This window comes from Marinomonas spartinae, assembly GCF_900089775.1.
In the GTDB taxonomy this organism is placed as follows: domain Bacteria; phylum Pseudomonadota; class Gammaproteobacteria; order Pseudomonadales; family Marinomonadaceae; genus Marinomonas; species Marinomonas spartinae.
On record NZ_FLOB01000004.1, the window covers coordinates 189,955 to 205,532 of the forward strand.

Below are 15,578 nucleotides of genomic sequence, written 5' to 3' on the forward strand. Positions count from 1 at the left end.
CAATACATCGGTCAAACTCAGAGGATCTATAGTGACTTTATCCGCTGATTGTGTAGAGTGTTTTAACTTATTATTTTGCTGTGTAAATAACGGCACTGACTCGAATGTGCTAGACAGTGCCGGTTTCGCGTTATGCTTTTAGGTCTGGGTGAGTATGACCTACGTGATGTTTCGTTTGGACAGGCCGTACCATTAGGTTGGCAAAAAACGCAATCACTAATAAGCCAGCCATGACATACATGGTTGTGTTATACAGGCTAGAGGTTGGGTCAATCGTGCCTATCGGGGCTATTTCCATTAACTTGGCAACCGTGACTGTTTTGGCCGCCACTAACTCATTTAATTGACTGATAGGCGCGTTAAACTTGGCTTGAAATGCGGCGGGATCTATCTTGCTGGCTAAATTTGAGATGGCATTTTCGACTGATAAGTTTCTTAAATACGTAATAACAAACGGCCCAAGAACGCCCGCAGTTGACCAGGCGGTTAATAAGCGCCCATGTATACCGCCAACGTGAAGAGTGCCAAAAATATCGGCCAAATACGCAGGGATAGTCGCAAAACCACCACCATACATTGTAAAAATAATCATGGTCGCCGCATAAAATAAAATAAGCCAAGTGACGGATGGGTCGGCGCTGACGGCAGAGGCTGCATAAGGAATGGAAAGGTACAAAAGTGTACCGATGACAAAAAAGCAATGAAACGTGTTTTTGCGGCCAATAAAATCGGAGGCCGATGCCCAGAAAAAGCGACCGCACATATTAAACACTGAAATCATAAGAACATAGGTGCCGGCAAAGCTGGCGGTAGCGATCGTGGGTAAGGTTGTTCCAAAAATTTCTGTCATCATAGTTTTAGCGATACCAATGACACCAATTCCTGCGGTAACGTTAAAGCATAATACAATCCACAAAAGCCAAAATTGTGGGGTTTTTAACGACTGATCAATATGGACGCTATTGGTCGTGATCATTTTGCTGATGGCATTGTCTTTAACAGGTGGAATCCATCCTTCCGGTTTCCAGTCTTTCGCTGGAATACGGTATGCGAAAGAAGCCAGTATCATAATAATAAAATAAACAATGCCAAGGGTAAGAAACACACTAGAGGCGCCAGTATTTCCAGTGCCGACCACATACACACCCGCATCGCCAGACGAAGGCAGTTTAGCGGCTTCCGCAGCCGTTGCGACCACCACTTCTACCTTACCACTTGCCAATTCAGCAAAACGCTTACCGCCTTCTGTGATTAAATGAACGGCTGATTCAGTACCAAGGTAAGTCGGTTCCGTGGCAAACTTTGCTAATAAATAAGTGATTAGTGGTGCGCCAATGATAGCACCGCCACCAAACCCCATGATTGCCATACCCGTTGCCATGCCTCTTTTATCAGGGAACCAGCGCAACAGGGTCGATACAGGAGATACGTAGCCAAGTCCTAAGCCGCAGCCGCCTAATACACCATACCCCAAATAGAGAAGCCATAATTGGTGGGTGGAAATACCAATGCTCCCAATAATAAAGCCACCGCCCCAAAGAAAGGCTGCTGTGACACCAACGCAACGAGGTCCGACTTCTTCAAGCCACTTTCCGGCGAGGGCGGCGGCAAGACCCAAAAATACAATGGCTACTGAAAAAATCCAAACGACGCTGCTTAAGTTCCAGTCTCCTGCTGCACTGGTCACAACACCAAATTCTTTGGTGAGCGCAGGATTGAAAATGCTCCAAGCGTAAACGGAGCCAATGCATAAATGAATGGCAATGGAGGCGGGAGGGACAAGCCAGCGGTTAAAGCCGGGGGAGGCAACGATTTTATCTTTCATCAAAAAAGAAAGTAAATGCTGATCAGGATTTTCTGTCTTCATTTTATATCCCTATATCGTTGTGAGCTTTTTAGTTTTTGTTGTTTTTTTGTCATTTTTCTTATTATTTCTTTAAATTGCATCATAGCGGAAAAACCATATTTATCCATTGCATTTTTATTGGATTAACTGTGTCCAGTTCTATATGGGATAAAGGAGAGGACTTTTTTATTTTTTTAGTCTTCCACTGTGTTTGTCATGAGGCTATTCTAGAGCGCAAGCTTTGTGAAACTAAAGCGGCATGGTTTGCCTGTTCATACATTCAGGGATAGAGTATTCCTACTAACTGTAATACGAGGATAAACAATGGTAATTTCAAATAATAAAACGATCACTCGAACGATGACGCGTAGTGTTGTAGCAGCGTTACTGGTGACCCAGTTAACAGCATGCGGAACACTATTATATCCTGAACGTCGTGGGCAGGAGTCTGGAAAAATCGATGTGGGAGTGGCGGTATTGGATGCGCTTGGTTTACTGTTTTTCTTTGTTCCTGGTGTCGTCGCTTTTGGTGTTGACTTTGCAACAGGGGCTATCTACTTACCGGGTGGTAAAGTTGCTTCGCTAACACCTGATGAACTTAACAAAATAAAAGAAGGGCAAGGCAAAGTAGATGTAGGTGCCTTGCAAACTATTCTAGCTCAACGTGGTGATATTGACCTTCCTAAGGCAGCCTCTAAAGATCCGTTAAGTGTTGTGGCAATGTCATCTAAACAAGCTTTAATGAATGCTGTCAATTCGCCTAGCCAAGCGGTTGCTATGGCCTCTCACTCCGCTACTTCCGTCGCTTATCAATAAACTATTTAACTTAACTTCGTATTCGACTCATCACCCTATTTGGAGGGGGCAGTGTGCTACTGCTGATTTTCCAAATAGGGTGATGAGTCATTAGGTGTCTTCGCTAACTTTGTTTGATTCGATATTAAATACGATTGTCTTATCGTATTTAATTAGAGATAGTTTTTAGTTGATCGATTTGTTCTTCGAGGGGCATATCTGAGGGAAAGTGTAATAGAGTCGCTTTACTCGTTTGAATTCCGTGAATGACCTCTGGGGAAAGCTTGGGTTTCTGGCCGTCAATTTGAATAACCCATTTGACGCTATGTTTTTTAATCAGAGCGCATAAATCGCTTGGGTAATAAATAGTAATACCATGCATTTGAGTTTTATTAACCCATGGCTCCTCATCAATTAAGGCAACGATTTTTAAGTGGGTATGGGTATTTTGCAAGGCTTGCGCTAGGGCGTAGCTTGGATAGTCGATGCCGACCAAAATAATATGGGTAATAGGTCTTTTGGTGCCAAGTAGGTGGGTAAACCAACGCTGCATTCGTCCCATTGCGCTGTTCTCCGAGATAAAATGTTACAGTCTGAGCGAAGTCTTCTATGCTTTTCGAACAATGAGTCGCAGCAATCGATGAAATAGGTGCATTATTATGCTAAGGATCCTGTTACCTTGATGGGGTTTATCAAGACGAAGAGGTTTTTGTATAACGCTGTTTAGGACGACCACCCGTTTTATAGTCTAGTGTCATGGTGACCTGTCCACACTCTTCTAAGTATTCAAGGTAGCGTCGTGTGGTAATGCGGCTCAAATTGATCGCATTGCCTACTTCTTCTGCGGTAAAGTCGTTTTCCCCTAATGTCTCTAAATGCTCGTTCAATACTTCAAGTGTTTTTTCATCAATACCTTTTGGGGTTTTTCGTCGATTCGCTAGTGATACGGGCTTACGAAACAGGGCATCGATACCTTCTTGATCAATTTTTCCGGATCTGGCTAATTGCTTTCTTAAATCAAGGTAGTCTGTTAAGGCTTGTAATACACGAGACATGCGTAGGGGCTTAACCAGATAGTCCATGACACCTAATTGGATGGCTTTTTCTATGGTTGAGGTTTCACGCTCTGCGGTTGTCATGATGAAGGTGCCGTCAAAGTTATGGCTTTTTAATTGACGAATTAAATCAATGCCATCCCCATCGGGCAGCGTAATGTCTACCATAATCAATTCTGGGGAGAACGCGTCCGCTTTTAAAAGGGCTTCCGCCACACTTTCGCATACGGCAACCACTTGAAACTCGTTGTGTTGGTTTATGGTGTTTTCGAGCACATAGCTGGCTCGAATATCGTCTTCGACGACCATGACAGGAATCATATTCATCTCGTAAGTGCCTGTTTATCTAAATACACGCTAAAGACGGTCGTATGGGACTCACTGCGCTCCCAATCCAAGCTGCCTTGATATTGATCGACAATTTTTTTCACTAAGTATAAGCCGATACCATGCTGTTCTGAACTGTGTTTACTGCTAATGCCAAAGTCCAAAATACGATTGTCTAAATCATCCGGAATGCCTGCACCGCTATCTTCTAATTCAATCATAATATGTGCACTTCGGTCACTGATATAGAGGCTAATTTCTGGAGCTTGCTGATCGCGATTGGACCATGCAGCCAATAGGGCATTATCGATTAAATTACCAAGTAGTGTTACTAAATTTTCCGATACTTGAGTGGGGTAGCCTCCTAGATGGCTGTCAGCATCGATATGAAACTCTACTTTAGAATCAAGCGCTTTGTTCTGCTTGGCAAGGATTAATCCAGCTACGGCGCTGTTTTCAATCGAGTGAATCACTTGTCTTAGAATCTTCTGATACCCGTCACTTTCTTGTTGCAGGTATTCGACGGCATCGTGATAGCGCTCGCTTTGCAATAGGCCAGATAAGACATTAAGTCGATTAGAATACTCGTGAGTTTTGGCACGTAATAAATCCGCATAGTTCTTTGTGGTAATCAATTCTTGCTCAAGAGATTTTTCCTCATAGTTTGGAAAAAATACAATGACATAGCCATATTGGCCTTTTTTGTGATGCATAGGGTAGAGATTAGCGTAAAACGCCACTTTGCCAATATGAAAGTTACGTTTTGATAGCTGGCCATTGGCCTCCAATGCAAAGTGCGACAAAGCCTGAGAGTGATTACTAAGCTGATCCCCGACTACTTGATAGCGACTGGGAACATTTCTGTCAAGCCATTCAATAGCCGTATTGTTGATTGTCGTAATATTTTGGTGGCTATCAATGGCGATAATGCCATCGCGAATACTATCGAGCAGTAACTCTTGTTCTTTAAACTTCTGGACAATTTCCTCAGGCTCAAGACTTAAAAAAGTTCGTTTTAATTTGAGGATAAAAAAGCCAGCAATAACGATGCCTAATAAATAGACAAAACCAACGAGGAGGGCCGCTTCTTGCAAGTGCCGATAGATTAGATCTCCAGTTGGCTTTGACAAATAACCAATGCTCACCGCCCCAATAATTTTGCCATCCACACGAATAGGAGTGAAATTCCGAATGGCCATCCCTAAAGAGCCTCGGGATACATCCGTATAATCACGGCCTCGATCTAATGCTTCATAAACATCATCACCAATAAACTTTTTGCCAACACGTTTGGCAATTGGATGGCTTAAACGAATGGCGTGTTTATTCACCACAACGATAAACGAGGCGTCTGTACTGGAACGTAGGGTTTCAATGTAGTGCTCAAGTGACGTCGGCACACCTGAATTACTTTGCTGTACAGCCTTAATGACCTTTTCGTCGTGGGCGACCACTCGAGCTAACTCTATGCCTCTCTGACTGATACCTTCTAGATAGGTTTGTTGTAAGGAGTAACCAAATACCACCCCCACAGCAACCACAATAATGGTAATGGTCGACAAGGTAATCAGGGCAAGATAGGACTTTAAGGTCATTCGCGAATCAGGGTAAATAAAAGAAGAAACGCGAGTATACAACATGTAAAAATAATGAGTAAGGAGGGAAGTAAGGGATAAGTGAAAGAGAGAAGCCGTTATAGGCTTCTCTCTAGGGGTGGCTTACTTAAGAAGACTTAAGAGAACATTTGAATCACGATCGAAGCCAGAATCAGCATAAATGCACCGCCAATTCGTGATGAGATCTGAGCGAAAGGCATTAGATTCATACGTTTACACGCAGCCAATACCGCAACGTCGCCTGTTCCTCCCATATTGGCCATACAAAGACCACCAGTAATAGCAGACTCGATAGGGTAAAAGCCCATCAAACGACCCATTAGACCAGCCCCAATCATGGCGCCAATCACAGTGGCCAATACAAGAATGAAGTACATTGGTGTTAAGGCATCAAGGATCAAATTAATATTGGTATAAACCACACCGATACCCACTAGAAGTGCAGGGGTTAAATTGCCAACAACAAATTTAAACCAAGATTGAGCCGCTTGCTCCAATTCGACAGGCATTAGGTTCAATACTTTAATAATGGCAACAGAAATAATCATCAATGCGTACAAAGGCATATTAATGAAGTTGTGCAGTAAAGCGCCTAAGAAGAACATACCAATTGCTAATAGGCCGCCTGTTGCCAGCGTCTTGACAGTAATAGGCGCTTCTTTTTCTGATTCAGGCTCTAAGTTTATTTCGCCACGAATTAGCTCGCCATTACCTGTCCAGCTAGGGATGATAGTTCCCAGTTTATTTAGCAAACCACCCATAATGATAGCAATAGCATTACCGATCAGTAGAGCTGGCACCATAGTGGACATCAGTGTGGTAGAGTCGATTCCTGTTGTTGAGTGAAGAATCTGAACCAATGGTACGGCACCCGCGCCCATACCGCCGCCCATAATAGGCAGACCAATGTACATGAACCCATGGTAGAAACCTTTACCAACCAGCATAGACAGCGTACCTGTTAGTAAACAAGCGACGGCTGCGGAGGCCAAAATAACCGGAATGTAACGCAACGCGGCTTTTTTCAAGGTCTCTGTTTTCATGCCGAAAATGGAGCCAGTAACCAAACTTGCCACGTAAAACCCTAAGAAACCACCACTTTTCATAAAGGTGGTCATGGTGTCAATAGAGTTTTGTGGGAATAGGCCACTGTTATGGAAAAGGTAAGAAGAACCAAAAATAACAACGATAGCTCCGCCACCGAAATATTGGTTGATAATGGGTGTCCTGTCCCCAATATAATTCAAAATAAAGCCGACAACAGCCATAATTCCCATTGCACCGATGATACCGGAAGGCATTTTACCTAAGTAAGTGGTGATAAGAATAACCGCGCCGACTAGGGCAAACACGACTTTTTGAGCACGAATATTTGATTCTGCCGTCGTAGTATCGTTTAAGATCATGGAGGACTCTCTTTTTCTGTTTGTTTTATTGTGCGGCGGAGTCTACCAAGCTTCAGGCGAGGCGGAAGATCTGAGTCTTTTTATGAAAGTAAAAAGCGCTTTTGTAACTTTAGTAATCGGTTTTATATGCGTTTTTAGTCAATTTTTAGAAAGTCTATAGATTTAATCGTAATATTATTTGTGATCGATAAACGAATGAAACGAGTTATTTTGTCCATAAAGACGCTAAGGAAGCACAAATGAAATGCCCATCTTGCAACACCGTTAGCAAAAACAAAGCATTTAAAAATATTCAAAAAGATGGAAAAAGACTTGAAGTGCAATGCCCAAATTGTGATCAATGGTTGATAATCGACCCAACAACAATGAAATTCAAATTTGCAGGCTTTGCATTAATACTCCTCCCTAGTCTCATAAACTTTTTTATTGATGATGTGCATTACCGATTAATTTTGTCAGTTATCGCATTGTTGGGGGCTTGCCTTGCTGTGTATGGCGTGGTCCGCACTAAGTTGATTCCTATTGAGCCGAGTAATAAAAACAAATAAAGATCTCTAAAAAGACGAAATAAGAAGGTGTGTGGCAATGAAAAAAACGCCTGAGATAAACCAAGGTATAAACGCTAAGCAAATAGTCCTCACGTATTGGCAGGCCATGAGAAGCAATGATTTCTTTGCCGCCAGTAAATATTTATCGGACGATTTTCGCTGTGAATGGCCGCAAAGCAATGAAGTCATTAAAGGGCGAGACAACTTCGCTAAGCTTAATAGCCACTATCCAGCTAACGACTCATGGACTTTTCAACTAAACAGCATCATCGCCGAAGAAAACCAAGTCGTGACTGATGTTACTATCTCAGATGGCACTCGAACCGATCGCGCCATTACCTTTCATACTATAGACATAGAAGCGCAGCTCATCGTCAAGCAAGTCGAATACTGGCCAGAAAACTACTCAGCACCAGATTGGCGAGCAAAGTGGGTGGAAAAACTAACCGACAGGGTATGATAATGACGACCCCGTGAATAAGGAATATGTTTTGTGTACAAGGTCTTTGTATTTGGAACCTTAAAAGAAGGGTTTCCGAACTTTAAAACAAATAAAGGCATTCGTTACCGAGGCGACTTTGCAACCAAAGAACGTTACCCGCTCTATTTAGTTGGTGAACGCTTTTCACCTTGGCTTGTTTTACAGCCTGGCGAAGGCTCCCCCATCAAAGGGCAAGTTTTTGAGGTGGCGGAAGAGGTCTTAACTGAAATGGATACGTTGGAAAGAATTACCTTTCCAGATGGGTATCGGAAAGTCTGTATTCCTGTGATTTGCCAAGAGTCAGGTGAGGAGATAAGCGTCTGGGCCTATGGCAAACTACCAGCAATGCTGCAAGGAGCTCAGATCATGGCAGAGTTATCTGGTGAGTATTGTCTTGAACATGCGGCGTTATATCGTAGTCGACAGGATGAATGATTTGATTAAGTAGTATTTCTAGGGGGGGGAATTCAATGTGGCGGATGTTGCGTTAATCTATTTTTCTAAAACGGACATAACGGCAACGCTAATGTCTGCGGCGCAAAGAGCAATTGAATCGGCAGGGTTGAGTACATTCTCATACTACATTCAGGGGTCTGACATTATCGAAGGTCGATTTATCAAGGAGTCTGTTTTAGAAGAGCTCTCTTTATGTCGCGCCGTTGTCTTTGGTTCACCAACTTACATGGGAAATGCATCCGCTCAATTCAAAGCCTTTGCTGATGCAACGAGTGTTTTTTGGACGAATCAGAGCTTATCCGGAAAACTGGCCGCAGGCATTACCTCTGGAACTGGGCTAAATGGTGATCAAACGAATACTTTGCAATATTTTTTTACGCTTTTTGTATAGCGTTTAGTCCCTTCACTATCCAGCCAAAAGGAGCTCAGTATGATAAAAACAGAATTTACTCGTTTGGTGGGTTGTGATGTCCCCATTCAACAATCCCCAATGGGGAAAGGTACTTCTACACCAAGTTTAGCCTCGGCGGTTGCCAATGCGGGTGGCTTAGGCATGCTGTCGTTGACGGGTTACAGTGGGGAAGTGATAGAAAAAATTGTTCAGGACACCTATGCTCTGACATCCAAAAAGGTCGGGGCGAATTTTCTCTTGTATCAGCCGATTGATATCGAAACGGTGGAAGTCGCTGCTAGATTGTTGGATGTAGTGGACTTTTTTTGGGCTAGGCCAGATAAAAAGCTAGTTGATGTCGCTAAAAAAGCAGGAGCGATCGCCAGCTGGCAAGTGGGCTCATTAGAAGAAGCACTATTGGCCGAAGAGGCGGGCTGTGATTTTATCACCGTACAGTCCATTGAGGCGGGTGGGCACGTCCGTGGCACGATTGATATATTCACCTTGCTCGATCAAGTGATCGGCGCTGTAAATATCCCTGTTCTTGCTGGTGGTGGCGTTGGTTCGGGAGAATCTCTTGCTGCCGTGTTAGCGGCAGGTGCTGCTGGGGTTCGATGCGGGACACGTTTTCTAGCTGCTTATGAAACCGAGGCCCATCCTGATTATGTCGAAGCATTAATTCATGCTAATGCTACCGATACGGTTTATACCGACAAATTTTCTATCGGTTGGCCAGACGCACCACACCGAGTGCTTCGTTCTTCTCTTGAGTCCGTTATGGCGTTTGAAGGTGACTATGTGGGTACATCCTGTGATCCTATTACGGGTGAGATAAGAAACATTCCAAAATATGCGGCAGTAGAACTCCACAAAGGCATCTCTGGAAATATTTCAGCCATGCCGCATTGGGCAGGGCAGACAGTAGAGTGTATTAAGAAAAGGCAAAGCGTGTCAGAGATTATTCATGAAATAATCGATGATGCACAAAGAGCTTTTTAGCCTTGATTCTGTGTTCGTTGGGGTCAAAGCCCTTTTCATAAGCCAATAAGTAATCCCACCATAAGAGTCTGAGTAAAGTCAGACTCACACATGAGCTCCCACCATCCTAGCCTTGCTCCCTGAAAAAGAGGAAGGAATAAAAAGCGCTTAGCTTACTCTTGTCTTGGCTTACCCAAAGCCGCCGTCTCCTCTGTCGTAAATCGTCATGGTGTGGACGTTTCCAAGCATAATTCTATAAATCACAGACCGTATCATCGTTGCTGTCATCAGTAGGTTTTTGTCTATATAGGGAACTGACCAAATGCAGCATTATTCAGGCTTTGCGTTGCTGAAGCATAGTTTCAGTCATCATGAAAATTGGCAACGAGTTTGGCGTAACCCAACCCCGAAAAAGAAATACGATGTGATCATCGTTGGCGGTGGCGGTCATGGTTTGGCGACGGCCTATTACCTTGCTAAACAGTTTGGTGTGACCAACGTCGCGGTGATCGAGAAGGGGTTCTTGGGGGGCGGTAATACAGCTCGTAATACCACCATTGTGCGTTCCAACTACTTGTGGGATGAGGCAGCACATTTATACGAGCACGCCATGAAACTCTGGGAAGGCTTGTCTCAGGATTTGAATTATAACGTTATGTTTTCTCAACGTGGTTGTTTGAATCTGGGTCATACTTTGCAAGACATGCGTGATATTGAACGACGTGTCAATGCCAACCGCTTAAACGGCATCGATGGAGAGGTGTTGGATGCTAAACAGGTCAAAGAAATTGTCCCTGTATTAGATTGCTCCGAGAACGCTCGTTATCCAGTACTTGGCGCATCTTGGCAGCCGCGAGCAGGGATTGCACGTCACGATGCGGTGGCTTGGGGCTTTGCCCGTGGAGCCGATGCTCATGGTGTGGATTTGATCCAACAAACCGAAGTGGAAGATTTGATCATTGAAGACGATACCGTCGTCGGGGTGAGAACCAAACGCTATGGCGATATTAAAGCCGATCGTGTGGGGTGCGTGGTCGCTGGGAATTCCAGTGTGTTAGCGAAGATGGCAGGCTTTGAATTGCCGTTGGAGTCGCATCCATTGCAAGCTTTAGTATCTGAGCCGATCAAACCGATTCTCGATACCGTGGTCATGTCTAACCAAGTACATGGCTACGCCTCACAATCCGATAAAGGGGATTTGGTGATTGGCGCGGGGATCGATGGTTATAACGGTTACGGCCAGCGGGGATCTTACAGCACTATTGAGCATACGATTCAAGCAATTGTCGAAATGTTCCCAATATTCAGCCGAGTGCGCATGAACCGTCAATGGGGCGGCATTGTTGATACCACGCCGGATGCTTGCCCTATTATCAGTGAAACACCTGTCAAAAATCTGTTTTTTAACTGTGGCTGGGGAACGGGTGGTTTTAAAGCCACGCCAGGGTCAGGCAATGTGTTTGCTGCGTCGTTGGCGAAGGGCGAAATGCACCCATTAGCGAAGCCGTTTTCTATGTTTCGTTTTCACGATGGGTCCTTGGTTGACGAGCACGGCGCAGCTGGTGTGGCTCACTAGCGCTAGGTTTTACGTTTTTATTCTAGTAGGACATTCTGGCAAAGAAAGGTTGGCTGGAAAGGAGAAAGTTCCATGTTGCATATTTATTGTCCTCATTGTGGCGAAAGTCGCGATGAAGAAGAATTTCACCCCGCAGGTCAAGCTCATATAGAACGGCCTAAAGACCCAGATGCGTGCACAGACAAAGAATGGGGGGAGTTTTTGTATTTTCGTCGTAACCCACGGGGAGTGCACCATGAATTGTGGGTGCATGCGGCAGGCTGTCGTAAGTTTTTTAATATGACGCGTAATACGCAAACCTACGAAATCAAAGAAGTCTACAAGCTTGGTGAGCAGCCAAGTGTTGTTGCTGAGTAGAGGATTTATTCATGGCTCAACAGACAAATAACGAGACGCGTCGACTTTCCGCTGGCGGTCGTATTGATCGATCCAAACCGATCACCTTTACTTTTAACGACAAACAGTACAAAGGCTACGAAGGCGATACTTTGGCCTCCGCTTTGTTGGCCAATGGCGTGGACATTATCGGACGTAGTTTTAAATACAGCCGACCTCGTGGCATTGTGGCCGCTGGTGCAGAGGAGCCTAACGCCATTATGCAGTTGGGTGCTACTGAAGCCACTCAAATTCCTAACGTGCGTGCGACTCAACAAGCCTTGTATGATGGTTTAGTGTGTAAGGTGACCAATGGTTGGCCCAACGTCGATAACGATTTAATGGGTTGGGTGGGCAAACTTGGTGGGAAGATGATGCCACCAGGGTTTTACTACAAAACCTTTATGTACCCAAAATCCATGTGGGAAACTTACGAGTCTTATATTCGTAAGGCCGCAGGTCTAGGTCGTTCACCAAAAGAAAACGACCCTGACCGATACGACAACATGAACCAACATTGCGATGTGTTGGTGGTTGGCGGTGGCCCTGCCGGGCTGATGGCGGCATTGACGGCGGCTCGTGGCGGCGCACGAGTGATTTTAGCAGATGAGCAAAACGAATTTGGCGGCAGCTTATTAAGCAGTAAAGAGAGCATTGGCAATAAACCCGCAACAGAATGGGTCGACGATGTCGTCACAGAGTTAGCCCGCTTTGATAATGTGCAACTGCTAACCCATGCGACGGTGAATGGTTATCACGATCACAACTTTTTGACCATTCACCAGCACCTAACCGATCAGTCTTTTGACAAAGCGCCCAATGGAAAAATTTGTCAGCGTTTGCATCGTGTGCGTGCCAAGTGGGTCGTCTTAGCGACGGGCGCACATGAGCGTCCTTTAGTCTATGGCAATAATGATGTGCCTGGCTGTATGGTTGCCAATGCCGTATCCACCTACATTCAGCGTTACGGCGTCGTACCAGGTAAGGACTTGGTTCTGATGACCACCAATGATAATGCCTATCGTGCGGCGTTAGACTGGCATGATGCAGGCCACAATGTAGTGGCGATTGTTGATACTCGTAAGAATTCAAAAGGTACCTTGGTCGAAGCCGCTCGTGAACGTGGTATGACGGTGATGCTCGGTTCTGGTGTCGTGGATGTACAAGGCAGCAAACGTGTCACTAGCGTTTCTATTGCCAAGCTTAATGAGGCGGGCGATCAAGTAGAGGGATCGGTGATTGAAGTAAAAGCGGATACCGTTGCCAGCTCTGGCGGCTGGAGCCCTGTCATTCATTTATCTTGCCATACTGGCTCAAGACCCGTGTGGAGTGATGAGGTGGTTGGCTTTTTGCCTGGGCCTAGTCAGCAACAGCAACTAACTGCGGGCGCGATGAATGGCGCTTACTCAACGGCTGCGGCACTTGAGCAAGGTATGAATGCTGGGCAATCCGCATTAGAAAAACTGGCAATGAAAATGGCCGATGTGAGTGTTCCCGAAACGGAAACCTTAGATGAGGCCGAGCCTATGGCCTTGTTCCATATTCCGCATCCAAAACCGACTCACAAAGCGCCTAAGCAATTTGTCGATTTGCAAAATGATGTGACCGCTGCGGGTATTGAGCTGGCTTGTCGAGAAGGGTTTGAATCCATCGAACACGTTAAACGCTACACCGCGATGGGGTTTGGTACCGATCAAGGAAAACTGGGCAATATCAACGGTATGGCGATTGCGGCGAAATACTTGAAGCAATCCATTCCGGAAACGGGGACAACAATCTTCCGTCCGAATTACACCCCGGTGACCTTTGGGGCCATTGCTGGACGTGATTGTGGTGAGTTGTTTGAACCAAAACGCTACACCGCTATGCATCAATGGCATATGGAGCATGGTGCGAAGTTTGAAGACGTTGGTCAATGGAAACGCCCATGGTATTACCCAAAAGCGGGGGAAACCATGCAAGAAGCGTTGAACCGAGAATGCCTAGCGACTCGTGAGTCGGTGGGTATCTTGGATGCGTCTACGCTGGGGAAAATTGACATTCAAGGTAAAGACGCTCGTGAGTTCTTAGGCCGTGTGTATACCAATGCGTGGGCAAAATTGGCGGTGGGCAAATGTCGTTACGGCTTGATGTGTGGCGAAGACGGTATGGTCTTTGACGACGGGGTAACCTCTTGCTTAGCGGAAAATCATTTCTTAATGACCACCACAACCGGTGGGGCCGCCCATGTGTTGTCGTGGCTAGAGCTTTACCATCAAACAGAATGGCCAGAACTGGAAGTATATTTTACCAGTGTAACGGATCATTGGGCGACCATGACCATTTCTGGACCGAACAGCCGTCGCTTATTAGAAACCCTGACGGATGGGGATGTGTCCAAAGAAAGCATGTCCTTTATGGATTGGAGAGCCATGACGGTTGCTGGTGTACCGGCTCGAGTGTTCCGTATCTCCTTCACTGGGGAGCTGTCCTTTGAGATCAACGTACAAGCTAATTACGGTATGCACGTTTGGAAAGCTTTGTTTGAACAGGGTAAACAGTTCAACTTAACGCCTTATGGTACAGAAACCATGCACATCTTGCGTGCGGAGAAAGGCTTTATTATTGCCGGTCAAGATACCGATGGCTCAGTGCACCCGTTTGATTTGGGTATGCCTTGGGCGGTGTCCATGCAAAAACCGTTTAGCTTTATCGGCAAACGTGGCATGCAGCGTGAAGACTGTGTCAGAAAAGATCGCAAGCAATTAGTGGGTTTAAAGACCACAGATCCAAGTGTGGTGCTACCAGAAGGTGCACAGGGGGTATTCGACCCGAAAGCGTCTATTCCTATGCCGATGGTAGGGCATGTGTCATCCAGTTATTGGAGTGCCAATTTAGGTCGCTCTGTCGCCATGGGGTTTGTGAAAGGCGGTCACGATAAAATGGGGCAAAAAGTCTATTACCCCTTGGTTGATGGTCGTGTTGTCGAAGCGGAAATATGCAGCCCAGTATTTTTAGATCCAAAGGGGGAGCGCCAAAATGTCTGATGCAATGCTTAATGAACAAGTAGAGGCGACGAAAGGCAAAATGGTGATGAATCAAATCCCAGCCGATATCGTTGGAGAAAGTCCATTGCACCATGCGGATTTAGAAACGCTGGCAAGTCGTGGTCAAGATCAAGGTGGAGTACATCTTAAAGAGAAGTCGCTGCAAGGCTTACTGATCCTTCGGGCCAAGCCTGATGAGGCTCAAATGGCCGAAATCGAAAGTGTGCTAGGTGTGGCCTTGCCAACGACACCACTTACCAGTGTTGAGATGGCTGGTGGAAAAGGTGACGTCAGTGTGCGTTGGGTATCGCCTGATGAATGGTTTATTGTCGTGCCCGCAACGGTGGCATTTCAATTGGAAAGCGATTTTCAAACCTCTGTCTCAGGGCATTATTCCTTAGTGAATGTGAGTAGTGGTTACACTATCTTGCAACTCTCTGGCGACAATGTGGTTGATGTGCTTAAAAAATCAACGCCAATCGATGTTCACCCGAGTGTTTTCCCTGTTGGTAAGGTGGTGTCCAGCGTGTTTGCCAAAAGTGGCGCAATGATGTTACGCCGCATCGGTGACAATGCATTTGAACTCATCATACGACGTAGCTTCGCAGACTATATTTGGCTGTGGCTTCAAGATGCCAGCATGGAATATGGCCTTGTGATTGAGGCCTGATGTCAAACGTTGGACGTATTTAACACTTTTTA

At 45.4% G+C, this 15,578-nt stretch carries 15 protein-coding genes; 10 read left to right on the top strand and 5 right to left on the bottom strand.

Features of this window, described 5'->3' with window-relative positions; translation table 11 throughout:
• Positions 1 to 130: 130 nt before the first annotated feature.
• Entirely contained in the window at positions 131 to 1,867 is a 1,737-nt protein-coding gene (locus MSP8886_RS10835; protein WP_067016295.1) for an OFA family MFS transporter, read from the bottom strand.
• Between the two features lie 303 nt (positions 1,868 to 2,170).
• Between MSP8886_RS10835 and MSP8886_RS10840 the strand changes: the two genes are divergently transcribed.
• A complete protein-coding gene (locus MSP8886_RS10840) occupies positions 2,171 to 2,662 on the top strand; it encodes a hypothetical protein (protein ID WP_067016297.1) in 492 nt (163 codons plus the stop codon).
• Between the two features lie 148 nt (positions 2,663 to 2,810).
• Here the strand turns inward: MSP8886_RS10840 and MSP8886_RS10845 are convergent, their stop codons facing one another.
• The 4 genes from MSP8886_RS10845 to MSP8886_RS10860 all read right to left on the bottom strand — a co-directional run bounded on the left by MSP8886_RS10845 (position 2,811) and on the right by MSP8886_RS10860 (position 7,045).
• Entirely contained in the window at positions 2,811 to 3,203 is a 393-nt protein-coding gene (locus tag MSP8886_RS10845) for a nucleoside-diphosphate sugar epimerase/dehydratase (protein ID WP_067016298.1), read from the bottom strand.
• 130 nt (positions 3,204 to 3,333) lie between these two features.
• Positions 3,334 to 4,023 carry a response regulator gene (locus MSP8886_RS10850; protein ID WP_083200912.1) on the bottom strand — a complete coding sequence of 230 codons (690 nt, stop codon included), beginning with the start codon at positions 4,021 to 4,023 and terminating at the stop codon, positions 3,334 to 3,336.
• On the bottom strand, positions 4,020 to 5,618 hold the full coding sequence (locus tag MSP8886_RS10855) for an ATP-binding protein (protein ID WP_139063130.1): 1,599 nt from the start codon (positions 5,616 to 5,618) through the stop codon (positions 4,020 to 4,022). The genes MSP8886_RS10850 and MSP8886_RS10855 overlap by 4 nt, the downstream gene beginning before the upstream one ends.
• 137 nt (positions 5,619 to 5,755) lie before the next feature.
• Entirely contained in the window at positions 5,756 to 7,045 is a 1,290-nt protein-coding gene (locus MSP8886_RS10860; protein WP_067016302.1) for a 2-hydroxycarboxylate transporter family protein, read from the bottom strand.
• Positions 7,046 to 7,284: 239 nt separating this feature from the next.
• Between MSP8886_RS10860 and MSP8886_RS10865 the strand changes: the two genes are divergently transcribed.
• The 9 genes from MSP8886_RS10865 (at position 7,285) to MSP8886_RS10905 (ending at position 15,546) form a co-directional block, all read left to right on the top strand.
• On the top strand, positions 7,285 to 7,593 hold the full coding sequence (locus tag MSP8886_RS10865; RefSeq protein WP_067016304.1) for a hypothetical protein: 309 nt from the start codon (positions 7,285 to 7,287) through the stop codon (positions 7,591 to 7,593).
• Between the two features lie 37 nt (positions 7,594 to 7,630).
• Positions 7,631 to 8,053, top strand: coding sequence for a nuclear transport factor 2 family protein (locus tag MSP8886_RS10870; RefSeq protein ID WP_245659080.1), 423 nt, complete (start codon positions 7,631 to 7,633; stop codon positions 8,051 to 8,053).
• A gap of 33 nt (positions 8,054 to 8,086) precedes the next feature.
• Positions 8,087 to 8,509: a gamma-glutamylcyclotransferase family protein gene (locus tag MSP8886_RS10875; protein WP_067016306.1), complete on the top strand. Its 423-nt coding sequence runs from the start codon at positions 8,087 to 8,089 to the stop codon at positions 8,507 to 8,509.
• 37 nt (positions 8,510 to 8,546) lie between these two features.
• Positions 8,547 to 8,921, top strand: coding sequence for a flavodoxin family protein (locus MSP8886_RS10880; protein WP_067016308.1), 375 nt, complete (start codon positions 8,547 to 8,549; stop codon positions 8,919 to 8,921).
• 39 nt (positions 8,922 to 8,960) lie between these two features.
• Positions 8,961 to 9,920, top strand: coding sequence for an NAD(P)H-dependent flavin oxidoreductase (locus tag MSP8886_RS10885; protein ID WP_083200913.1), 960 nt, complete (start codon positions 8,961 to 8,963; stop codon positions 9,918 to 9,920).
• Positions 9,921 to 10,221: 301 nt separating this feature from the next.
• Positions 10,222 to 11,475 carry a sarcosine oxidase subunit beta family protein gene (locus MSP8886_RS10890; protein ID WP_067016310.1) on the top strand — a complete coding sequence of 418 codons (1,254 nt, stop codon included), beginning with the start codon at positions 10,222 to 10,224 and terminating at the stop codon, positions 11,473 to 11,475.
• Between the two features lie 72 nt (positions 11,476 to 11,547).
• Positions 11,548 to 11,832, top strand: coding sequence for a sarcosine oxidase subunit delta (locus tag MSP8886_RS10895; protein ID WP_067016312.1), 285 nt, complete (start codon positions 11,548 to 11,550; stop codon positions 11,830 to 11,832).
• Between the two features lie 11 nt (positions 11,833 to 11,843).
• Entirely contained in the window at positions 11,844 to 14,876 is a 3,033-nt protein-coding gene (locus MSP8886_RS10900; protein ID WP_067016314.1) for a sarcosine oxidase subunit alpha, read from the top strand.
• Positions 14,869 to 15,546: a sarcosine oxidase subunit gamma gene (locus tag MSP8886_RS10905; protein WP_083200914.1), complete on the top strand. Its 678-nt coding sequence runs from the start codon at positions 14,869 to 14,871 to the stop codon at positions 15,544 to 15,546. The genes MSP8886_RS10900 and MSP8886_RS10905 overlap by 8 nt, the downstream gene beginning before the upstream one ends.
• Positions 15,547 to 15,578 lie beyond the last annotated feature (32 nt).

Coding starts and splice junctions, on each gene's coding strand:
- MSP8886_RS10860 (WP_067016302.1), bottom strand. CDS start 7,045: ATGATCTTAAACGATACTACGACGGCAGAATCAAATATTCGTGCTCAA.
- MSP8886_RS10865 (WP_067016304.1), top strand. CDS start 7,285: ATGAAATGCCCATCTTGCAACACCGTTAGCAAAAACAAAGCATTTAAA.
- MSP8886_RS10905 (WP_083200914.1), top strand. CDS start 14,869: ATGTCTGATGCAATGCTTAATGAACAAGTAGAGGCGACGAAAGGCAAA.
- MSP8886_RS10890 (WP_067016310.1), top strand. CDS start 10,222: ATGCAGCATTATTCAGGCTTTGCGTTGCTGAAGCATAGTTTCAGTCAT.
- MSP8886_RS10870 (WP_245659080.1), top strand. CDS start 7,631: ATGAAAAAAACGCCTGAGATAAACCAAGGTATAAACGCTAAGCAAATA.
- MSP8886_RS10835 (WP_067016295.1), bottom strand. CDS start 1,867: ATGAAGACAGAAAATCCTGATCAGCATTTACTTTCTTTTTTGATGAAA.
- MSP8886_RS10895 (WP_067016312.1), top strand. CDS start 11,548: ATGTTGCATATTTATTGTCCTCATTGTGGCGAAAGTCGCGATGAAGAA.
- MSP8886_RS10850 (WP_083200912.1), bottom strand. CDS start 4,023: ATGAATATGATTCCTGTCATGGTCGTCGAAGACGATATTCGAGCCAGC.
- MSP8886_RS10885 (WP_083200913.1), top strand. CDS start 8,961: ATGATAAAAACAGAATTTACTCGTTTGGTGGGTTGTGATGTCCCCATT.
- MSP8886_RS10840 (WP_067016297.1), top strand. CDS start 2,171: ATGGTAATTTCAAATAATAAAACGATCACTCGAACGATGACGCGTAGT.
- MSP8886_RS10855 (WP_139063130.1), bottom strand. CDS start 5,618: ATGACCTTAAAGTCCTATCTTGCCCTGATTACCTTGTCGACCATTACC.
- MSP8886_RS10845 (WP_067016298.1), bottom strand. CDS start 3,203: ATGGGACGAATGCAGCGTTGGTTTACCCACCTACTTGGCACCAAAAGA.
- MSP8886_RS10900 (WP_067016314.1), top strand. CDS start 11,844: ATGGCTCAACAGACAAATAACGAGACGCGTCGACTTTCCGCTGGCGGT.